The following is a 17,783-nucleotide window of genomic DNA, read 5'->3' on the forward strand; positions in this document are numbered from 1 at the left end:
CGTTAACGGGCATTTGCAATGGTTACTCAAAGTGCAAGGATCCAGGCGACCAGGCTGTCGCCGTTCATCGTGACGACCGTGACAAGCCCGGTGGCAAGCCCTGCCGACAGGATCAACAGTAGGGCAATTTCCGCGAAGGCCAATCGCAGGATCATGAAACGGCCCGCGCCCAGGCGCCGGGCGGTTTCGATCTCGGGGGCGCGCAGGCTCCACGCCAGGAAAAGCGACAGACCGATGGCGCCAAGCGCCGCGATCCCGATCACCAGGGTGACCGCGTCCAGGAGGGCCGCGATCCGGAAGATCCGGTCGACCAGCCCCGCGACCACCTCTGCCGGGACGGTCATCTGCAGCGGGTTCTCCGGGTCCAGGTAGCGCCCGCGCAGGATCGTCCCCGAACGGGTGTCATAGGGGGCGACCAGAACGGCGGACAGCGGGTAGTCACCCGCCGCGCCGTGGAAATGAAAGCTGTCGATGTTCTCGGGCGTGATGCGCTGGAACTGGGTGATGGCGGCATTGGCGGTGACATTGCCCGCGTCATCCGGCGTCACCACGTCGTCGTGGCCGTGCCCGATGCCGGCGATGATCCAGGTGGTCTTGACGTCGGTAAAGACGGCCTCGTCATCGGGGGTGCCGGTGGCCGCCAGCACGCCGGTGATCTTCAGTTCCAGCGGGTAGACCCCGTCGAGGTCGAAGAGGTTTTCCGGCGAGGAGACCACCGTGTCGCCCGGGCCGAGGCCCAGCCGGTCCGCCACCTGCGCGCCCAGTACCGCCTCTCCCAGGAGGGCCATCTGGCGCCCTTCGGCCACCTGAAGGCCGCGAAAGTCGAAATAGTCGAGCGAGGTGCCCACGATCCGCGCGCCATTCGTCTGGAAGGCGGTGTGCAGCGGGATCGGCAATGCCAGCCCGCTGTCCCAGACCGCGTCCTCGGCGGCGCGGGTGACGGGCTGGGCGCGGTCCTGCGAGAAATAGACCGCACTCATCACCAGGTCGAGCTGGCTGCCGCGTGCGCCCAGCACCAGCGGCGTGACCTCGGCCCGGCGGGTCAGCGCCTCTTCGGAGCCGCGCAACAGGACCTGTGTCACCAGCGGGACGGAGAGGATCAGCGCGCCGACCACGACGAGCAGGAGACTGCGCGCCCATGTCCAGCGCAGGTGGGCGAAGGCCAGGAAAAGCGCGTTCATGCGGGCTGTCTCAGGGTGGCAAAGTCGATCACCCGGTCGAAACGGGGCAAGAGGTCGTGGTCATGGGTCACCGCAAGCACGGTTGCCTGCATGTCAGAGGCCCGGTCGAAGAGCAGGTCGAGGATGGATTCCTTGGTTTCGGGATCGAGGTTGCCGGTGGCCTCGTCCGCGAGGATCAGTTTCGGCTGCGTGACCAGCGCCCGGCAGATGGCCACGCGCTGCTGTTCGCCCCCCGACAGCGCGGCGGGATGGCTTTTCAGGCGATGCGCGATGCCGCAGGCCTCTGCCAGGGCGCGGGCCCGGTCCCTGACCTGCGCGTCCAGGCGCAGCCCGAGGCCGACGCGATAGGGATAGAGGATGTTCTCGTAGGCGTTCAGGTAATCGACCAGCGCGAAATTCTGAAAGATGAAACCCACATGTGTTGCCCGGAACCGCCGCCGCGCGGCGTCGTCCAGCGTGGCCAGGTCGCTTCCGGCGACGGTCAGCGCGCCGGCATCCGCCCGCACCATCCCGGCCACCAGGTTCAGCAGGGTCGTCTTGCCGGTGCCGCTGGGGCCGATCACGCCGACACGTTCGGACGGGGCCACGTCCAGCGCGGGCACCTTGAGGGCAAAGCCTCCGCCGGGATAGGCAAAGGACAGGTCGCGGGCCGCGATCAACTGCCGTCTCCTGCGGGCGGTGCGTCGGCATTGCGCTCCAGCGTGCCCGTGTCGCTGCGGTCGACCTCTGTCAACGAGAAGCCGGTGATTTTCCATGCGCCCTGGTCGGCGGCCATCGTGAGATCGGCGGCATAGGCATTGCCCCGCATGTGCATGTGTTCGGCATGGCCGACCACGCCCAGGACGCGCCACCTTGCGGTGATGTCGACAAGGTCGCCGTTGCGGCGCGCGCTCATGCCCAATAGCGAGACCTCGTGGATTTCCTGGTCCGGGTTCAGGCCGCCCCCGGCCATCGCCCCAACCCGTTCGAGGTAGAGCTGTTCCAGCGCGGGGCCCGCGGCCACCTTTGCCAGCCGGTCGTAGATCTCTGCCTCTTCGGTCTGGCTGAAGGCCTCGTAGATCGTGGCGAGGATGCCGGGCAGCAACAAGGGGCTTTCGCGTGAGAATTCCTGCGGGGACATGCCGTCGGCAGAGACGGGGCCTGTCCGGTCAGGCGCGATGAAGGTCCAGGCGCCGATCGCGATGCCGGCCGCCGCCAGCGCCGCGGCCAAGATGTTTCTGAACATGATACGACTGCACCGCCTTCCGAACTGTCGCCAAGAGCATAGTGCAGACCGGATCGCGTGCAAGGCGGGCCGGGATGGTTCGTCTTGCATCCGGGGGCGATGCCTGTGTTTGCGGGCGCGCTAGATGCAGCGCCCGCCGTCCACCTCCATGCAGACGCCGGTGATCATGTCGGCCTCGTCCGAGCAGAGGAACAGCGCGGCATTGGCCAGGTCGCGGGGTGTGGAGAACCGGCCCAGCGGGATGGTGGAGAGGAATTTCGCCCGCATCTCGGGCGTGTCCTCGCCCATGAAGCTGGCGAGCAGGGGTGTTTCGCCCGCCACCGGGTTGAGCGCGTTGACGCGGATGCCCGCGGGCGCCAGTTCCACCGCCATTGCCCGCGTCGCGGTGTTCATCCAGCCCTTAGAGGCGTTGTACCAGTTCAGGTTCGGCCGGGGAGAGACGCCGGCGGTGGAGGCCACGTTGAGGATCGCGCCCGATCCCTGTGCCTTGAGCGCGGGCACAAGCGCGCGGGCGGCCAGGTAGACGGACTTGCAGTTGACGGCAAAGACGCGGTCGAAGTCCTCTTCGCTGACCTCTTCCATCGGCGCGGGCAGATGAGTGATGCCGGCGTTGTTCACCAAGATGTCGATGCCGCCCATATGCTCCTGCGCCAGCGCCATCAGGGCGCGGACGCTGGAGCCGTCCGAGACATCGGTGTGCAGGGGATGGGCGCCGGTCGCCTCGGCCACCCTGCGGGCGTTTTCATAGTTGATGTCGGCCACGACCACCTGCGCGCCCTCGGCGGCGAAACGGGTGACGATCCCCTCGCCAAAGCCGGAGCCGCCGCCGGTGACGATGGCGCGTTTGCCTTCCAGTCTCATTGCCGGGTCTCCCTAGTAGGTGGCGCGGCCGCCGGACTGGTCGAAGACCGCCCCGGTGGTGAAGCTTGCCTCGGACGAGGCGAGCCAGCAGGCCATTGCCGCGATTTCGTCGACGGTGCCGAAGCGGCCCATCGGGATCTTGCTTTCCATGTAGGCGATGAATTCATCCGTCATCTGGTCGAAGATCGCGGTGCGCACGGCGGCGGGGGCGATGGCGTTGACGGTGATTTGGGTGTCGGCCAGTTCCTTGCCCAGCGATTTGGTCAGCCCGATGACGGCGGCCTTGGAGGCGGAATAGGCCGAGGCGTTGGGGTTGCCCTCTTTCCCTGCGACCGAGGCCATGTTGACGATCCGGCCAAAGCCCCCGGGCCGCATCAGCGCGGCGGCGGCGCGGTTGCAGTAGAACAGCCCATGCGTGTTGAGTTCGAACACCTGTTTCCAGGCCTCGGTCGGGTATTCGATGACGGTGGTGTTGGGGCCGGTGATCCCGGCAGAGCAGACCAGCGTGTCCAGCCCGCCCATCGCGGTCTGGTCCTCTGCCATCGCGCGGGTGACGGCCTGTGGATCGGTGACGTCGATGGCGCGGGTGCGGATGTTGGCCTCACCCTCGATCGCGTCGAGATTGTCGGCGGAAATGTCCCAGACTGTGACCGTGGCGCCCTCGGCGGCAAGACGGCGCGAAATCGCCGCGCCGATGCCCGAGGCGCCGCCGGTCACCACCGCGTGGCGGTTTTCGAAGCGCATTGATGATCCTCCCTTTTGCCCGGCATGTTGGGGTGTCGCAGGGCGAAGGTCCAGAGGCTTGCGTGTGGTCGGCGGGGCGACTCTGTTTGCGGCTGGCGCCGCAAAGACGCCCGCCCGCCGACCCTTGGGAAACGCTGTGCGTGTCAGGTCTTTCGAGGAACAGGCTGGGCACCGGGACCTGCCGTCGGTCGGGCGTCAGGGGACGAGATCCGGCAGCCGCGGGGCGGCATCGAGCAGCGTTCGGGTATAGGGATGATCCGGCGCGGAGAGGATCCGCCCGGTCGGCCCAGCCTCGACGATGCGGCCCTTTTGCATGACCATGACCCGGTCGGTGATCCCCCGCACAACCGAAAGATCGTGGCTGATGAAGAGATAGGCCAGCCCGTAACTGCCGCTGAGGTCCGCGATCAGGTCGAGGATCTGCGCCCGCACCCGGACGTCGAGCGCCGAGACCGCCTCGTCGAAGACGATCAGCTCTGGCCGGATGATGAGCGCGCGGGCGATGGCCAGGCGCTGGCGCTGGCCGCCGGAAAAGGCGTGGATGTGTTTCTGCGCGTCATCGGGTGAGAGGCCGACAGCCGTGAGCGCCTCGGCGATGGCCTCGGCGCGCGCGGCGCCGCGCGGCGGGTCGGGCAGCAGGTGGAAGGGTTCCGAGATCAGCCGCGCGACCCGGTGGCGGGGGTTGAAGCTGCCGTAGGGGTCCTGGAAGACCACCTGGACCTTGCGCCGGACCTGCGGGTTGGGGCGGTGATGCGTGAAGACCGGCGTGCCGTCGAGCGTGATCCCCCCGGCTGCGATGGGTGTCAGGCCCAGCAGGGCGCGGGTGAGGGTGGACTTGCCGCAGCCGGATTCCCCCACGAGGCCGACGCGTTCGCCGCGACCGATGGCAAAGCTGACATCGTCGACGGCGGTGAAGCGGGGGTGGGCGGCAAAGGGATGCGGACGGGGCAGCGGGTAGGTGCAGGTCACGCCCTGTGCCTGCAGCAGGGCGCCGCTGTCGGGCCGGGGGGGCAGGTGCGGCTGGTGGCCCGAGGCCTCGAAGAGGGCGCGGGTATAGGGGTGGTCGCGTCTTGCGATGAGCTGTCCGGTGGGCGCGCTTTCAACGATGCGGCCCTTTTGCATGACGGCGATGCGATGGGCCATGCCGGCGACCACGGCGAGGTCATGGGTGATCATCATCAGCGCCATGCCCTCGGTTCGCGTGAGGTCCCGCAGCAACTCGAGGATCTGCGCCTGGGTGGTGACGTCGAGCGCGGTCGTGGGTTCGTCGGCGATCAGCAGCCGGGGGCGCAGCGCGATGGCCATCGCGATGACCACGCGCTGGCGCTGGCCGCCGGACAGCTCATGCGGGTAGCGCGAGAGCGGCAGGTCGAGGCCGCAGCGGTGCAGGGCCTCCCTTGCCCTTGCGCGCGCCTCGGCCCGCGGGGTGCGGGGGGCGTGTTGCAGGATGGTTTCGGAGACCTGCGCGCCGATGCTTTGCACCGGGTTGAGCGCGGTCATCGGTTCCTGGAAGACCATGCCGATGTCGCGGCCCCGGATGTCGCAGAGCCTGCGCTCCGGGAGCGACAGGAGATCGGTGCCGTCCAGCGTGATCCGCCCCGAGGCGACCGCGCCCTGCGGCAGGAGACCCATCGCCGCCAGCGCCGTCATGGACTTGCCGGAGCCGGATTCGCCGGTCAGGGCGAGGATTTCACCGGGGGCGATCGTCAGCGATACGGCGTCGAGGATGCGCGTGCCCTGGATTTCGACTGTGAGGGCGTCGATGTCGAGAAGAGGGGGCTCTGCCCCCGGCCTGCGGCCTCCCCCGGGGGATTTTTGCCAAGAAGAAGCCCTCATGTGCGCAGGACCTTCAGCCGCGGGTCCAGCGCGTCGCGCAGCCCGTCGCCCAGCAGGTTCAGGCCCAGAACCATGAAGACGATCGCGAGGCCCGGGATCACGGCCACATGCGGCGCCAGCGAGACCAGCGTCTGGGCATCGGCGAGCATCCGGCCCCAGGACGGCACGGGCGGCTGGGCGCCGAGGCCGACATAGCTGAGGCCGGCCTCTGCGAGGATGCCCAGGGAGAACTGGATGGTGCTTTGCACGATCAGCAGGTTGGCGATGTTGGGCAGGATGTGTTCGGCACTGATCCGGAGCGTGGACTTGCCGGCGACGCGGGCGGCGAGGATGAACTCGCGCGTCCAGAGCGACAGCGCCGCGCCGCGTGCGAGGCGGGCGAAGACGGGGATGTTGAAGATGCCGATGGCGAGGATGGCGTTGATGGCGCCGGGGCCGAAGACGGCGGTGATCAGGATGGCGATCACGAGGCTGGGGAAGGCGAAGATGAGGTCGGAGGTACGCGAGATGAACTCGTCCAGCCAGCCGCCGCGGTAAGCGGCGGCGGCGAGGCCAAGGGGGACGCCGAGCGTCAGGCCGATGCCAACGGCGACCAGCGCCACGGCGATGGAGGTGCGCGCGCCGACCATCAGCATGCTGAGGATGTCGCGGCCGAAGTGATCGGTCCCCAGCAGGTGATCGCTGCCCGGCGGCAGGAGGCGACCGGGGATGTTCATGGCGGTGACGTCGTCCGGCGTCCAGGCAAAGGACAGGGCCGCGGCGCCCAGGAAGAGCGCGGTGAGCAGCCCGCCGAGGATCAGGCTGCGGCTCATGCCCGGCGCAGCCTGGGGTCGGCCAGCGCATAGGCGAGGTCGGTGAGGAAGTTCACGAGGATCACGGCGAAGACCAGCAGCATGACCGTGCTTTCCACCACGATCAGGTCCCGTTGCGAGATGGCCTGGAAGATCAGTCGTCCGAGGCCGGGCAGGTAGAAGACCTGTTCGATGATGATGCCCCCGGCGATGAGAAAGGAGAATTGCAGCCCGATGATTGTCAGCACCGGGATCAGCGCGTTGCGAACCCCGTGCCGCCAGAGCGTCTGGGTGCGGGTCAGGCCCTTGGCGCGGGCGGTTCGGATATAGTCCTCTCCCAGCGCGTCGATGAGCGAGGAGCGCAGGACGCGGGCGAGGATGGCGGCCTGCGGCAGGGCCAGCGCCACGGCGGGCAGGGTCAGGGCGCGGAGGGCCAGTAGCGGGTCCTGCCAGCCGGGAAAGCCGCCGGAGGGGAAGATCCGCCAGGAGATGGCAAAGCCCAGCACCAGCAACATGGCGAACCAGAAGTTGGGGATCGCGACGCCCAGTTGCGAGAACGCCATGACGCCCAGGTCCGGTGCGCGGCCTCGCGTGGCGGCGGCGATTAGCCCCGCCGGGAAGGCCAGCAGCACCGCCAGTGTCAGCGCGAAAAGCGCCAGCGGCAGCGAGATCCAGAGCCTTTCGCCGATGATCTCGGCCACCGGCGCGCGGTAGGTGTAGGAGGTGCCGAAATCGCCGGTCAGCATGCCGGTTGTCCAGGCGAGGTAGCGTTGCCATTTCGGCAGGTCGAGGCCCAGTTCCTGGCGCAGGGCGGCCAGGGTTTCGGGCTGGGCGTTGATGCCCAGCATGTAGCTGGCCGGATCGCCCGGGGCCACTTCGACCACCAGGAAGATCACCGCCGAGGCGACGGCAAGGCTGAGGACCAGCGAGATCAGGCGTCGGGTGAGATAGGCCAGCATGCGGGCACCGTATGAGCGGCCCGGGGCGGCGTCCAGAGGGTTGAGGGCCGCCTAGTCCAGCGAGGACAGGAAGGTCTGCAGCGCCTCTGTCGTCTCGGCCGGGGACTGGTCGATGAAGAAATGCCCGCCGGGGATCGTGCGGGCGGCCATGTTCTCCAGCCGGGTGGCCCAGGTGGCGGGCACGTCGTAGGCCCGCGCCATTGCCCCCTCGGCGCCATAGAGCACCAGCGCCGGGCAGGTCACGCGGCGGTCGAGGTCCTCGGCGTCGTCGTGCAGGTCGATCTCGATCGCGGCGCGGTAGTCGTCGTTCATGGCGCGGCGGCACTGCGGATCGGCCCAGGCGGTGCGATAGGCGTCCAGCTGGGCAGGAGCGAAATCCGACAGGTCGGCCTTGCCGAAGCCCAGCAGGCAGCGGGTGTAGAAGCCTTCGGGGTCGGCGGCGATCATGGTTTCCGGAAAGGGTTCTGGCTGGGCCAGGAAGAACCAGTGGTAATAGCCCTTGGCGACATCGTGCGTCAGTTCGGTCAGCAGGTGGTGGGTGGGCACGATGTCCATGACCGTCAGCGAGCGCACCGCCCCGGGCGCGTCGAGCGCGAGGCGATGCGCGGTGCGTGCGCCGCGATCGTGCCCGACCAGGTGAAAGCTCTCATGGCCGAGGTGGCGCATCAGGGCCAGTTGGTCGCGCGCCATGTTGCGAAAGCTGTAGCTGGCGACGCCTGGGGGCTTGTCGCTTTCACCGTAGCCGCGCAGATCGGGGCAGATGACGGTGAAATCACGGGCGAGGGCGGGGGCGACTTCGGCCCACATGGCGCGGGTCTGGGGAAACCCGTGCAGCATCAGCAGCGGTGGTCCGCTGCCGCCGCGTTCATAGGCGATTCGCGTGCCGTCAAGCGCGGCGCTGTCTGCGGTGAAACCGGGGATGTCGTTGCGGAGCATGGCGCCTAGCCCCCGGTCACGCAGAGGATCTCTGCCCGGCCGGGGATCAGCAGGCAGGTGTTGTCGTCGCCGTGGGGTTCGGCCAGCGCGCCGTCGACACGGTAGATGTCCGGCCCGTCCTCGTAGACCTGGTGCACCGCGATCTCGACCCGGGTGGGGGCGCCGCCGGGCCAGTAGAGCCGGTGCAGGCTGGTGTCGCGGTCGGGGTTGTCGACCAGGTCGACGGCCTGGGTGCAGGGTGCGTCCCGCAGCACGGCGCCCGAGGTGTCGCGCAGCGTGCAGCGGGCGCTGCGCAGGGCGTCTGCCTGCAGCCCGCTGGTGCTGATCGCCTTGATCTCGCTCACCGGGTGATAGCGGGCGTAGGGGGGCAGGGTGACAAAGATGTCATCCTCGCAGTCGCCGACGGTGATGCGATAGTTGCTGTCATAGCCGCAGACCTCGACCCGGTTCCCGTCGATGCGGACCCGGCATTCCATCGGCAGGGCGCTGTAGCGAAAGCCGTAGACGGTGTCCTGGCCATCGGCGGCGTCGTAGTCCCACAGGATGCGGTCCGTGTCCGTGTCGGGCAGCGGCGCGAGGTCGAAGACGGTTTCCGACATGACCTTGACGCTGCCGCCGCCGTGGCCGTCGTAGATCCGGCTGGGCTGGCGGAAGCCGCGCAGCAGGCCGGTTTCGCAGGCCATCTGACGTTGCACGGCCAGTTGCGGCAGGGGGCCGTCCAGCCCTTCCAGCCCGATGTCCCAGATCAGCGCCTGTTCGATGGTGCGCAGGTGGAACAGCTCGGTCCCCGGCGTGGCCAGCAGGTTGCCGATCAGGTCCGGGTGCATCATGGCGCCGGCCTCGAAGACGCGCGGGGAATTGGCCAGTTCGACAAGGCTCAGGATGCTTTCGATGCCCAGCGTGTAGGCGCGCTTGATCTGGTCCGAGCTGTATTGCCCGCCGTCGTCGATGGTGATGGAAGGGCTGTGAAAGGCCAGGTCGCCGCCGACATGCAGGATGCGGTTTTCCTCGATCGAGGTGGGGCCGGCGTGTTTGTTGCCCATCATGAAGATGATCGCGCAGATGGAATAGCAGCGCGCGCCGTCGCCGATCCGCGTCTGGACGCCCTGGTCATAGACGAACCGGGCGACTTTTATGCCCTCGGTCAGGCTGCCACCCTCGCTGTTCAGGCAGAGCACGGGGTCGATGTCGAACCCCGCGGCGAGCCAGCTGTATTCCTCGCCGCGAAACTCCACGAGGGTTTCGTACTCGCCGCCGGTGATCTGCCCGTCGAGGGTGAAGGTGCAGGGGGTGCTGCCCACGGCGACCGTGGCCGCGCGGGCGGCGGGGGACAGGGTGCAGGCCAGCAGGGCAAGGGCCAAAAGGGCCGTGAGGCGGAGGAAATGGCGGGTGGCGGGCATTGGCAATGGGTCCGGATGCAGGGAAATCGGTTCAGCCTAACATGCGGCACGGCGGGCTGCGAACCAGGCTGTTGCAGATCAGTCGCGGCAGGTCGGTCCGCGATCCGGCGTGATCGTTGTGGCAAACGCGGGTTGGGCAAGCAGGAGCAGGCAGAGAAATCTGAAAATCGGCATCGGGGAAATCCATCGTCGGAAAGGCCGGAACCTTGCCGTTTCACGATGCCCCGAAGGCGCGCGCCCTGTCACCGACAAGGCGCGCCCCGGGGTCACTGCGTCCAGCGCACCTGCGCCAGTGGGTTGGCCTGGGTCGGCTGGTTGATCCACAGGCCCTCGATCCGGGCATCGGCCACGGTGGGGAAGGCCAGCTGGAACAGAAAACCGTTGACGTAGTCCCGGGCGATCAGCGTCTGCGCCTCGGCCAGCATGTCCGACCGTGCCGACGGGTCGGTGGTGGCGTTCAGGGTCGTCATCAGGGCCTGGAACTCTTCGCTGTCATACTGGAAGTAATAGTCGGGCCGGGCGTAGATGCCGATGTCGAGCGGTTCGGTATGGCTGACGATGGTCAGTCCGAAGCCCTTGCCCTTGAACACTTCCTCCAGCCATTGCGCCCATTCCAGGTTGGTGATCTCGGCCTCGATCCCGACATTGCGCAGCTGCGCGGCGATGATCTCTCCGCCGCGGCGCGCGTAGGAGGGCGGCGGCAGTTTCAGCGTGGTCTTGAACCCCTCGGCATAGCCCGCGTCCACCAGCAACATGCGCGCGCGGTCGGGGTCATGCGGCGACAGGCCGGTGAGGTCGACATAGTCGGGGTTGTGCGGCGCGAAATGCGTGCCGATGGGCGTGCCCAGGCCGAACATGGCGCCGTCAATGATCGCCTGCCGGTCGATGGCATGGGCCACCGCTTCGCGTACCTTCGGATTGTCGAAGGGCGGCTGCTTGTTGTTCATTGCCAGGATGGTTTCGCCCTCGGACGAGCCCAGCAGCACCTGGAAACGCGGGTCGGCCTGGAACTGGGGCAGGTTCTCGGGCGCGGGGTAGCCGGAAAACACGTCGATGTCCTGCGCCATCATGGCGGCGAAGGCAGCGGTCGGGTCCGAGATGAACTTGAACGTGGCCTCTGTCAGGTAGGGGGCATCCCCCCAGTAGTCGGCATTCTGGACCAGGCGCACGCTGTCGCCCTTGCGCCATTCCGCGAACTTGAACGGGCCGGTGCCGATGGGGGTTTGCTGGATGTCCTCGATGCTTTCGGGGGCCACCATGACCGCATCACCCCAGGCCAGGTTGAACAGCAGGTTGCCGTTGGGCGCGTTCAGCGACAGCTCGACCGTGGCCGGGTCGATCACCGTGACCTGGGCAATGTCGGAGAAGAGGGCCTTTTGCGCATTGGTGCTGTCCTCGGCCCGGGCGCGGTCGAGGCTGAACTTGACGTCCTCGGCGTCAAAGGTGGTGCCGTCGTGAAAGACGACACCCTCGGCGAGGTGGAAGGTATAGGTCAGCCCGTCGTCCGAAATCTCCCATGAGCGGGCCAGCGCCGGCACGATGGCGCCATCGCCGGTGAACCGGGTCAGACCTTCGAAGACATTGGAATAGAGCACGCTGTCGATCGCCCCGGCCGCGGCAGAGGTCGGGTCAAGGTGCGGCGGTTCCAGCTGGATCGCGATGGTCAGGTCGGTCTGCTGGGCGAGCGCCGCGGTCCCGCCCAGAAGGGCGGCGGCGAGGGTGAGGCGGAAGGTCATGTCGTTTCCCCTGTTGCTTTGGACCCGAGTGTTGCGCTTTGCCGGGCGCGGTTCAAGCACGGGCTGCAAATGGCCTCTGGTTCTGCGTTGCAGCAAATGATAGGTGGGTGCGCAACTTTGTTGCGCGAGGGGCGCCGGGCCTTGCCCGGTCCTTGCGCCACGCTCAGGGAGGAGGCCCAGGCGATGAGTGCAACCGCGAAGAAGACAGCGCCGATGGCGGAGGATATCCGCGCCCGCAAAGGCGGCGAACCGCTGGTCAGCCTGACGGCCTATACCACGCCGATGGCGCAGATGATGGACGCGCATTGCGATTTCGTGCTGGTGGGCGACAGCGTCGGCATGGTGCTGCACGGGCTGCCCTCGACCCTGGGCGTGACGATGGAGATGATGATCCTGCACGGCCAGGCGGTGGCGCGGGGCCTATCGAGCGCCATGATGGTGATCGACATGCCCTTTGGATCCTACGAGGGAAGCCCCCAGCAGGCGTTCCGCAACGCCGCGCGGCTGATGGCCGAAACCGGCGCGGGCGCGGTCAAGCTGGAAGGTGGGGTAGAGATGGCGCCGACAATTGCCTTCCTGGTGAAACGGGGCATCCCGGTCATGGCCCACATCGGGCTGACGCCGCAGTCGATCAACACGCTGGGCGGCTACAAGGTGCAGGGGCGCGGCACGGCGGGCGAGGCCCTGATGGCCGACGCGCGTGCGGTGGCCGAGGCGGGGGCCTTTTCCGTGGTTCTGGAAAAGGTGCCGGCCTCGCTGGCCGATGCGGTGACGCAGGCGGTGCCGATCCCGACCATCGGCATCGGCGCGGGCGCCGGCTGTGACGGGCAGATCCTCGTGGTGGACGACATGCTGGGGCTGTTCACGGCCTTCAAGGCGAAATTCGTGAAACGCTATGCGACCCTGGGCGCGGACGGCGAGGCGGCGATTGCCGACTATGCGCGCGAGGTGCGCGCGCGGAGCTTCCCCGCGCCGGAACATGTCTTTGGCGACGACGCGCCGGAGGGCAAGGCATGATCGCGCCGATCATCCGCAGCGTCGCCGAGCTGCGCCAGCTGACCGACGGCTGGCATCGCGCGGGCGACACCATCGGCGCGGTGCCGACGATGGGCGCGCTGCACGACGGCCACCTGAGCCTTGTCGCGGCGGCCAAGGAACGCTGCGACCGGGTGATCGTGACGATTTTCGTCAATCCACGGCAGTTCAACAGCCGCGAGGATTACGAGAAATACCCCCGTACCGAACATGACGATGCCCGCAAGCTGGAGCGCTTTGCCGTCGATGCGATCTTTGTGCCTGACGGGGACGAGATGTACCCGCAGGGGTTTGCGACGGGTGTTTCCGTGTCCGGCCTGACCGACGTGTTGTGCGGCGCGCACCGGCCCGGGCATTTCGACGGGGTGGCGACCGTTGTCACCAAGCTGTTGTTGCAGACCGCCGCTGACCGGGCCTTTTTCGGCGAGAAGGACTGGCAGCAATTGCAGGTGGTGCGGCGGCTGGTGGCCGATCTGAACATTCCCGCCGAGATCGTGGGCTGCCCGACGATCCGCGAGATCGACGGGCTGGCCATGTCCTCGCGCAACCTGCTGTTGTCGGACATGGCACGGGCGCGGGCGGCGGCCCTGAACGAGGCTTTGGAAGAGATGGCCGAGGGGCTGCGTGGCGGACGCACGGCACAGGATCTGCGCCCGGCGGCAGAGGCGCGGCTGTCGGCGGCGGGCTTTACTGAGGTGGAATACCTGGACCTGCGGGCCAATGACGACCTGTCGCTGCTGGAGCGTCCCGAGCGGCCCGCGCGCTTGCTGGTCGCGGCCTGGTTGGCCGGGGTGCGTCTGATCGACAATATCGCGGTGTGACCGGCGGGCGGACGCTGTTTCGCGCTTTGCGCGAAAGGCGCCCCGCCCACCGTCCCATTCGCGTTGCGCCTCAGGGCAACAGCAGTTTTTCCAGCGTGCGGCCCATGACCTTGGCGCTGTCCAACATATCCGTGACGCCGACCCATTCATCGGGTTTGTGCGCCAGTTCCAGCACCCCCGGCCCGTAGGCGATGCAGTTCTGCAAGCGCCCGATCCGGTCGATGTGCTTCTGGTCGTAGGACCCGGGCGAGGCGACGTAATCCGGCGCCTGCCCCAGCACGTCGGCGATGGCCTCGGCCACGGTTGTCACCACCGGGGCGTCCTGCGCCGTCATCGAAGGGTCGATGCGGTTGATGTCGCGGATCGCGTAATCGAACCGGGGGCGGCGTGCCTTGAGGTCTTCGAGCAGGGCAATGACCTCGCCGCGCACCTCGTCATAGGCCTCTTCGACCAGGAACCGGCGGTCGATCACCATGCGGCAGCTGTCGGGGACGTTGGGCGCGGGCAGGCCGGTGAAATCTTCCAGTTCCGGCTCGCCCCCGTGGACCGAGTTGATGTTGAGCGTCGACTGCCGCGCGGCCTCTGGCGTGACGGGCATGGCGGTTTCGCGTGTGGTCAGGGCGGGGAACAGCCGGTCCTCGAAGGCCTGCATCACCGCGCCCATGTGGCGCACGGCGCAATCACCGAGAAAGGGCATCGAGCCATGCGCGATCTCTCCCTTGGTCTCGATCTCGGCCCACCAGGCGCCGCGATGGCCGAGGCAGATGCGGTCCTTGTTCAGCGGTTCGGGGATGATGACGTGCTGCACCCGGTCGGGCGAGAAATAACCAAGCTGGGCCAGGTGCGCGACGCCGCCGTAGCCGCCGGTTTCCTCGTCCGCGGTGCCGGAAATCTCGATGGCGCCGACATACTCGGGATATTCGGCGATGAAGCATTCGGCGGCGATGATCGAGGCGGCCAGCCCGCCCTTCATGTCGCAGGTGCCCCGGCCATAGATCCGGTCGCCGTCCAGTTCGGCGCCAAAGGGATCGCGGGTCCAGCCGTTGCCGACCTCGACCACGTCGATATGGCTGTTGAAATGCACGCATTGGCCGGGGCGCGTTCCCTCGCGGCGGGCGATCACGTTCCAGCGCGGGTAGCGGTCGCTGTCGCCGGGCGCGCCCTCTGCCCGGATCAGCTCGCAGGTGAACCCCGATGGCGCAAGGCGTTGTTGCAAGAGCTCGCAGATCTCGCGGTAGTGCCGGCCCGGCGGGTTCAGCGTGGGCAGGCGGACAAGGGCCTGGGTCAGCGCGATCAGGTCGTCGCGTGCGGCGTCGATCCGCGCGAAAAGGGAATCTGTCATGCGCGAAGTCTCTGCCGCTTGGCGCGGCGGCGCAAGGGGGCGCGGCGCGCGCTCAGGGCAGGTGCAGGCGGGGTGCCTTGCCCAAGGGGGTATCCCCCAGCGTGACCTGACCCGCGTCGAAGACCAGGGGCAGGTCGCGACGGCCTTCGCTGGCATGCTCAAGTGTGTCCGCCAGCGTGGCGGGGATGAGGCCGGACCGGCGGGCGCTGTCCACCAGGGCGGGCCACTGTGTTGCGGTGAGCGCCAGTTTGCCCTTGGCGCGTCCCTGCGCGTCGATCTCCAGCAGGCCGGTGGCGTCCAGCTGGGCCCCGCCGGTCGTATAGCTGCCCTGACGCAGGTCGATCCTTGCCGGTTTCGGCATGGCCCCGGCAAGACTGTCGAGCTGCCAATCCCGGTCAAAGGTGATCTCGGCCCTCAGGGCAAGCCCGTTGTCCGCCGGCGTTCCCGCGAATCCGGCGCTCATTCCCAGGCGGTAGAGACCCGGCGTTCCCGCCACGTCCAGCAGCCCGATGCGCAGGTCGGCCAGCGAGATGTTGCCCTGCCGAAACGTGTCCGCCTCGAGGTTGGCGCGCAGGATCACGTCCTCGGCATCGTGGATCAGCGAGGCACGCAGGCCGGCGCTTTGCACCGTGACCGGGCCGGAGGGCAGGGTCACGGTCTGGCTGTCGGGCCAGACCAGGATGCGGTGTCCGGGCCGGTAGGTCAGCCCCAGCACCTGAAAGAAGTCCCCCTGCCAGCCGATGCCGCCTGCGGTGTCCATCAGCACGACATCGTTCAGCGTGGCGTCCAGCCGGCTGGGAAAGCCGCGCACGGTCAGCGAGGAATACTCTGCCTGCCAGCCCTCGGCACGCCGTGCCTCGAACCAGTCGGCAATGTCCGCTTTCAGGGCCCGGGAGGAGGTCAGCCAGAGCCCCGACCAGGCCAGCCCCAGCGCCAAGGTCACGGCAAAGATCCAACGTGCCACGCGTGCCCCCCTTTTCCTGCCGCACCCGATCGTGTTTACAGGCGCCCAGCGGGAAGGACCAGAATGATGACGCTTTGGGTGTTCGGATACGCCTCACTTCTTTGGAACCCGGGGTTTCCGGTGGCGGAACGGGTGCAGGCGCGGCTCTATGGCTATGCGCGCAGTTTCTGCATGTATTCGATCCACCATCGCGGCACCGAGGAAAAGCCGGGGCTGGTGCTGGCCCTGGACGAGCAGGACGGCGCCAGTTGCGACGGGCTGGCCCTGCGCGCCGCACCGGGCAGCGAGGAAGAGACGCTGGCCTACCTGCGCGAACGTGAACTGGTGTCCTCGGCCTACCTGGAAAAACGGCTGGAACTCAGCCTGACCGACGGGCGCCATGTCGAGGCGGTGGCCTATGTGATCGACCCGCATCACGTCCAGTATTGCCACCTGCCGCTGGAAGAACAGGCGCGGCTGATCGCGCGGGCGCATGGCGGGCGCGGGCCGAACACGGAATACCTGTACAATACCGCCGCCCACCTGGACGAGATCGGCGTCCCGGACGCCGATCTGCACTGGCTGGTGCGCGAGGTGAAGGCGCTGTCGCGGGACAACTAGCGGAGGCAGGCGGTCACTTGGTCGGGCCGCTGTGAACGCAGCTTTGACGGCCTCGGGACAACTGTTGCGCAAAGCGCCGCTTTTCCCGGCGCGACGGCGGAATTGTTCATAACTTCTTGGCTCTGTGGCCTTAAACCCCTAGGTATAGCACGAGAGAACAAGTGTCAGGTGTCCGATGGACCAGCCCGACCGCGAGGCCGAGCCACATTTCAGCCAGCCCTTCCGCCAGGTGGTCCTCATGCTGGCGGTGTTGGGCCTGTCGGGCTTTGGCGGCTTTCTGGCCCTGCCGCGCGTTCTGCCGGTGTTCCAGTCGAACCCCTATCTCAACGGTTTCATCCTGATCGTTTTTGTGGTCGGTGTGCTGGCCTGTTTCTGGCAGGTGGCGCAGCTGATGGTCTCGGTCCAGTGGATCGAGCGGTTCACCGCGCGGGGCGACCAGGGCGTGCGGGCCACGCCGCCGCGCCTGCTGGCACCGCTGGCCGCGCTCTTGCGGTCGCGCCGGGACAAGCGGATGCAGATCACGGCGACCTCGACCCGGTCGATCCTCGACTCCGTGGCGCAGCGGATCGACGAGGCGCGCGAGATCACGCGTTACATCGTGTCCCTGCTGATCTTCCTGGGCCTGCTGGGCACCTTCTACGGGCTGGCCACCGTGGTGCCCGCGCTGGTCGAAACCATCCAGAGCCTTGCCCCGCAGGAGGGCGAAACCGGCACCGCCGCCTTTGCCCGCCTGATGTCGGGGCTGGAGGGGCAGCTGGGTGGCATGGGCGTGGCCTTTGCCAGCTCGCTGCTGGGCCTGGCCTGTTCGCTGGTCGTCGGCCTGCTGGAGCTGTTCGCGGGCCACGGCCAGAACCGCTTTTACCGCGAGCTTGAGGAATGGCTGTCGTCGATCACCCGGCTGGGCTTTTCCCACGATGGCGAGGGGCCGGACCTTGGCCCGGCGGGGCTGGTGCTGGACCAGATGGCCGAGCAGATGGACCGCCTTCAGTACCTCTTCGCCGAGGCGGAACAGGGCCGGTCCGAAGTGGATACGCGGCTGGCGCAACTGGCCGACAGCGTCGAGCGCCTGACCGAGCGGATCGAGGCGACATCGCCTTCTGCCTCGTCGCTGGCGCGGATCGCCGAGGGGCAGGAGCTGCTGGCGCAGGCGATCCGGGAAAAGGAAAGTGACGAGGGGCTGGATGCCGAAAGCCGAATGCGGCTGAGGTCCATCGACGTGCAGATGCTGCGCATCCTCGAGGAAATCAGCGCGGGCCGGCAGGAAAGCATGGCCGAACTGCGGACCGACCTTGCGGCGCTGTCGCGGTCGCTGGGCACGACCCGCAATAGCCGGCCCCGCGGGGACGGGTGAC

At 67.8% G+C, this 17,783-nt stretch carries 17 protein-coding genes; 4 read left to right on the forward strand and 13 right to left on the reverse strand.

The features are described from left to right. Positions 1–26: 26 nt before the first annotated feature. From G9Q80_RS14135 to G9Q80_RS14185, 11 genes are all read right to left on the reverse strand, one after another. Complete coding sequence (locus G9Q80_RS14135) at positions 27–1,181, reverse strand: ABC transporter permease (RefSeq protein WP_088714407.1); 1,155 nt, start codon at positions 1,179–1,181, stop codon at positions 27–29. Beyond that, positions 1,178–1,840 carry an ABC transporter ATP-binding protein gene (locus tag G9Q80_RS14140; protein WP_198549962.1) on the reverse strand — a complete coding sequence of 221 codons (663 nt, stop codon included), beginning with the start codon at positions 1,838–1,840 and terminating at the stop codon, positions 1,178–1,180. Before G9Q80_RS14140 ends, G9Q80_RS14135 begins: the two co-directional genes overlap by 4 nt. After that, positions 1,837–2,406, reverse strand: coding sequence for a hypothetical protein (locus G9Q80_RS14145; RefSeq protein ID WP_088714409.1), 570 nt, complete (start codon positions 2,404–2,406; stop codon positions 1,837–1,839). The genes G9Q80_RS14140 and G9Q80_RS14145 overlap by 4 nt, the downstream gene beginning before the upstream one ends. Positions 2,407–2,526: 120 nt before the next feature. Continuing rightward, the gene (locus G9Q80_RS14150; protein ID WP_088714410.1) at positions 2,527–3,267 is read right to left on the reverse strand and encodes a glucose 1-dehydrogenase; all 741 of its coding nucleotides are present in this window, start codon (positions 3,265–3,267) and stop codon (positions 2,527–2,529) included. Positions 3,268–3,279: 12 nt separating this feature from the next. Then, on the reverse strand, positions 3,280–4,011 hold the full coding sequence (locus G9Q80_RS14155) for an SDR family NAD(P)-dependent oxidoreductase (RefSeq protein WP_069207913.1): 732 nt from the start codon (positions 4,009–4,011) through the stop codon (positions 3,280–3,282). Between the two features lie 195 nt (positions 4,012–4,206). Beyond that, positions 4,207–5,847 carry an ABC transporter ATP-binding protein gene (locus G9Q80_RS14160; protein ID WP_088714411.1) on the reverse strand — a complete coding sequence of 547 codons (1,641 nt, stop codon included), beginning with the start codon at positions 5,845–5,847 and terminating at the stop codon, positions 4,207–4,209. Beyond that, positions 5,844–6,659, reverse strand: a complete 816-nt coding sequence (locus G9Q80_RS14165) for an ABC transporter permease (RefSeq protein WP_088714412.1) — start codon at positions 6,657–6,659, stop codon at positions 5,844–5,846. Before G9Q80_RS14165 ends, G9Q80_RS14160 begins: the two co-directional genes overlap by 4 nt. After that, the gene (locus tag G9Q80_RS14170) at positions 6,656–7,597 is read right to left on the reverse strand and encodes an ABC transporter permease (protein WP_069207915.1); all 942 of its coding nucleotides are present in this window, start codon (positions 7,595–7,597) and stop codon (positions 6,656–6,658) included. The genes G9Q80_RS14165 and G9Q80_RS14170 overlap by 4 nt, the downstream gene beginning before the upstream one ends. 51 nt (positions 7,598–7,648) lie before the next feature. Next, positions 7,649–8,533 carry an alpha/beta fold hydrolase gene (locus G9Q80_RS14175; protein WP_088714413.1) on the reverse strand — a complete coding sequence of 295 codons (885 nt, stop codon included), beginning with the start codon at positions 8,531–8,533 and terminating at the stop codon, positions 7,649–7,651. Between the two features lie 5 nt (positions 8,534–8,538). After that, a complete protein-coding gene (locus G9Q80_RS14180; protein ID WP_088714414.1) occupies positions 8,539–9,933 on the reverse strand; it encodes a hypothetical protein in 1,395 nt (464 codons plus the stop codon). Between the two features lie 266 nt (positions 9,934–10,199). Next, entirely contained in the window at positions 10,200–11,669 is a 1,470-nt protein-coding gene (locus G9Q80_RS14185; RefSeq protein WP_069207918.1) for an ABC transporter substrate-binding protein, read from the reverse strand. Positions 11,670–11,852: 183 nt separating this feature from the next. On the opposite strand from G9Q80_RS14185, the gene panB reads away from it, so the two are divergent. Together panB and panC are read left to right on the forward strand one after the other, a co-directional pair. Beyond that, positions 11,853–12,686 carry a 3-methyl-2-oxobutanoate hydroxymethyltransferase gene (panB, locus tag G9Q80_RS14190; RefSeq protein WP_088714415.1) on the forward strand — a complete coding sequence of 278 codons (834 nt, stop codon included), beginning with the start codon at positions 11,853–11,855 and terminating at the stop codon, positions 12,684–12,686. Then, positions 12,683–13,525: a pantoate--beta-alanine ligase gene (panC, locus tag G9Q80_RS14195; protein ID WP_088714416.1), complete on the forward strand. Its 843-nt coding sequence runs from the start codon at positions 12,683–12,685 to the stop codon at positions 13,523–13,525. The genes panB and panC overlap by 4 nt, the downstream gene beginning before the upstream one ends. A 70-nt stretch (positions 13,526–13,595) precedes the next feature. Here panC and G9Q80_RS14200 read toward each other — a convergent pair whose 3' ends face one another. After that, positions 13,596–14,867 (reverse strand): acetylornithine deacetylase/succinyl-diaminopimelate desuccinylase family protein, encoded by a 1,272-nt coding sequence (locus G9Q80_RS14200; protein WP_088714417.1) that lies wholly within the window; start codon positions 14,865–14,867, stop codon positions 13,596–13,598. A gap of 52 nt (positions 14,868–14,919) precedes the next feature. Then, positions 14,920–15,831, reverse strand: coding sequence for a DUF2125 domain-containing protein (locus G9Q80_RS14205; RefSeq protein WP_157903794.1), 912 nt, complete (start codon positions 15,829–15,831; stop codon positions 14,920–14,922). A 66-nt stretch (positions 15,832–15,897) separates the two neighbouring features. Here G9Q80_RS14205 and G9Q80_RS14210 point away from each other — a divergent pair, with 66 nt between their 5' ends. Further along, complete coding sequence (locus G9Q80_RS14210; protein ID WP_043142651.1) at positions 15,898–16,431, forward strand: gamma-glutamylcyclotransferase; 534 nt, start codon at positions 15,898–15,900, stop codon at positions 16,429–16,431. 175 nt (positions 16,432–16,606) lie between these two features. Beyond that, a complete protein-coding gene (locus G9Q80_RS14215; RefSeq protein ID WP_043142514.1) occupies positions 16,607–17,782 on the forward strand; it encodes a biopolymer transporter ExbB in 1,176 nt (391 codons plus the stop codon). The last annotated feature ends 1 nt before the right edge of the window (position 17,783 follow it).

Origin of the sequence: Mameliella sp. LZ-28, assembly GCF_012274245.1 — a bacterium.
In the GTDB taxonomy this organism is placed as follows: Bacteria; Pseudomonadota; Alphaproteobacteria; order Rhodobacterales; family Rhodobacteraceae; genus Antarctobacter; species Antarctobacter albus.